At 32.2% G+C, this 2,980-nt stretch carries 2 protein-coding genes and 2 pseudogenes; all 4 read left to right on the forward strand.

Going from position 1 to position 2,980, the window contains the following annotated elements; all coding sequences use genetic code 11:
- A pseudogene (locus FOT98_RS27630) lies at positions 1-254 on the forward strand (DNA translocase FtsK); the annotation flags it as partial.
- A gap of 116 nt (positions 255-370) precedes the next feature.
- The gene (locus tag FOT98_RS27635; RefSeq protein ID WP_001091104.1) at positions 371-664 is read left to right on the forward strand and encodes a hypothetical protein; all 294 of its coding nucleotides are present in this window, start codon (positions 371-373) and stop codon (positions 662-664) included.
- 372 nt (positions 665-1,036) lie between these two features.
- Entirely contained in the window at positions 1,037-2,536 is a 1,500-nt protein-coding gene (locus tag FOT98_RS27640; RefSeq protein ID WP_002042320.1) for a P-loop NTPase family protein, read from the forward strand.
- A gap of 151 nt (positions 2,537-2,687) precedes the next feature.
- Positions 2,688-2,980 (forward strand): annotated as a pseudogene (locus tag FOT98_RS27650) (RNA-binding protein); the annotation flags it as partial.

Below are 2,980 nucleotides of genomic sequence, written 5' to 3' on the forward strand. Positions count from 1 at the left end.
ATGTAGCAAAAGTTTACGAATCTATTAGTATTACGGTACAAGAAAACTTAGAAAAAAATAGAGAAGAGCATTCGAAAAATGATGAGAAGCAACCAGAACATAAACGTATGAGCTACAAAGAACGCCAAGAGTACTTAAGATTTCAGCAAAAAAATAAGAATAATACTACGCAGTCGCTGGTTAATAAAAATGAGAAACCAAAGCACAAAACATCTAACGTAATGAGTAAGGAATTGAACAATTTCTTTGATTAATAGTTTGTAGACCTTAAATTAAGTAATACTGCATTCGAGATTTTCTTTTAAGGGTTCAATCAAAACAAGAGTATAAGAGATTATTAAGAATCAAAGATACAATAGGAGGGGATTAGGTGAATACGGAACAAAAGCAGAAAATCCAATCCTTTATAAAAAAGATATGTATGGTTGCTATCTCTATCATTACAATTAAATTAATACGTGTGTACTTAAAAAGTAATCAAGAGATAAGAGATGATATTCATCTAGTATTCGAAAACGTAAGTGAAATCCAACTTTCTCATGCCATTGGACACTTGTTTTTGTTTAGTCTAATCTTAGGGTGTTTGGCTTTATTAGTAGGATTTTTATTTTACAGATACACTTTTTTGGAAAAAAGATATGTTCATTCATCATTTTATTTTTAATTGTTGATTCGGTGTTTTATTACATTTTTCCTGAAATACCGATATCGATATTAAAAAGTGTATTTTTAACAACCACATAATTTAAATTCTAATGAAGCATAGTTTCTATTATGAGAACTTTGCTTTGTTATTGAGAAATCCAATTGTACATTATTATTTGATCATACGTAATTGATTTTAATTAATGTGTATGAAGAGCAGGCTTAATTTGACTACTATGAACGAATCTCAAAAACCCACTTGTAATTAATCTTTTAAAAGTGTATATTCAAATTAATAATTAAACAAACTATAACTTACGTGAAGGACACACCTTACGTACCATCCCAACGGTACAGGTGTGTCCTTATTTGCGTTTTAGGAGGAAAGAAAATGAAAACAGTAACTTTACCACATGTAGAACTTGGAACAGAAAAAACAAGCGAAAAAACAATTTACATCAATAGCCATGATAGAATACTGAACAGTTGTATTGTAGGGCCAATTGGCTCTGGTAAACACGCTCAATTAACTATTCCTATAATTAACCAAGACTTACATCATATAACTCACTTCATAAATCAATACGAAAAGGAATTAACTAAGCATAATTCTGATAACATAGCAGACGATATCTTAAACGGTATAACTGTTATTTCACCAGATAATAATTTATGTCGCAGAGTATTTAATTTAGTACAAGCACATAAAATCCCGGAAAACTCGGTTTTCTACATTGATCCAACTAATCCAAATACAAAAGGAATAAATATATTACATGGACCCGTTGATAAAGTTGCAGAGGTTTTCGCAATGGCTATAAAAGAAATAGCTAATTCTGATGATGTGTTCTTTCAGCAGTCTCAAATTAACCATATAAAAAATTATGTCTATTTGTTAAAACTCCATAGCCCTGAAAGAACTGCAACATTTGATGATATTAGTAGAATGTATGAAGATGTAGAACACGTACGCTATATGCATAAACTTTTAAAGTTACGTATAGACCTATTAAGCGAAGTGGTGAAAAGTAAAACTGCTCCTAAAGAGCGAATCAAAGAGTATGAACTTGCGAAAGAAGTTGATGCTTGGTTTGATCATACAATTCAAGAAAAGAAAGATTCGGAAGGGAAAACCGTCATTCATAAATCCGGAAAATATCAAGGACAGCCAATGTACTATGATAATAAAGCAGAACATGTTAAGGAATTGTATATCATAGTGAAAGAACTCTCTGCAAACGAATTAATACGTCGTGTATTGTTTGATGATTCTACCTTTGATTTTAACAGCCATTTAGAATATGGTGGGGTATTATTAGTTAATACCGCGCAAGAGGAACTTGGCGACCTATCTAATGTATTAGGAAAATTCATTTTAATGAGTCTGCAGCAGTCCGTATTCCAAAGGGAACTAGGTTTATCATTCCATCATCTAGTTGTAGATAAAATTACAAACTATATTGTAGAACCATTTATCGAACTTCTGAAACAAGCTCGAAAATACAAGTTAATAATCACCGTTACTGATGAGTCATTATCGGAAATATCTCAAAAATACTCTCCCGAATATTTACATTCTTTAATTGCTAATTTTAGAAACAACATCGTATTTGGGGGTATTTCATCATACGATGCGAACATTTTCTCGGATTTACTTTATGAAGTCGCGGGGGAGAAAATACTTACAGCAGATGAACTTCAGACACAGGAGGCATACACGTATACTGCTTCTATCGCGTATAATAATCAAATTCAAATTATAAAACAAATTAAGGCAAAATTTGTGGAGAAAGAGGAATTTTCTGATGCTACTATCCAAGTAAATGAAATGGCCGGACAATATTGGTATGGTTCTAGACCTGGTATGAATGAATCTATAGCAAACTTATGATTTTAAAATTATTCTTGCATTTGAGTAGAAATACCATTATATTTATATTAACAACTATATAAATAAACAATAATTTACGTGAAGGACACACCTTACGTACCATCCCAACGGTACAGGTGTGTCCTTTTTTACGTTCTAGGAGGAAAATATAATGGCAGAAGATAAGACAAACACTCAAACTGTAGAAGAACTTGGAATGGCTTTTGAAACAGAGAATCCACAAGGTGACACGGTGTTAGAAACAAACTTTAATCAATTTGAGCGAGTACGTGATCATGAACTAGAGGAATTAGCCCGTATGAAACGTGAGCGTACTGTAGGAAAAGGCTTAATTACAGTCGTATCCGAAAAGCTATTCCCAACTAAAAACGGAAAGTCTGAGCGTATACAAGTACTTACAATGCAAATTGGTACTCATACAACAGCATATTGCCCCATTACAGA

It is taken from the genome of Bacillus sp. HY001 (genome assembly GCF_007558965.1).
GTDB lineage: Bacteria > Bacillota > Bacilli > Bacillales > Bacillaceae_G > Bacillus_A > Bacillus_A mobilis.

What these genes read in the sequence shown, in the direction of transcription:
- FOT98_RS27640 (WP_002042320.1), top strand. Translation starts at nt 1,037, where the DNA reads ATGAAAACAGTAACTTTACCACATGTAGAACTTGGAACAGAAAAAACA.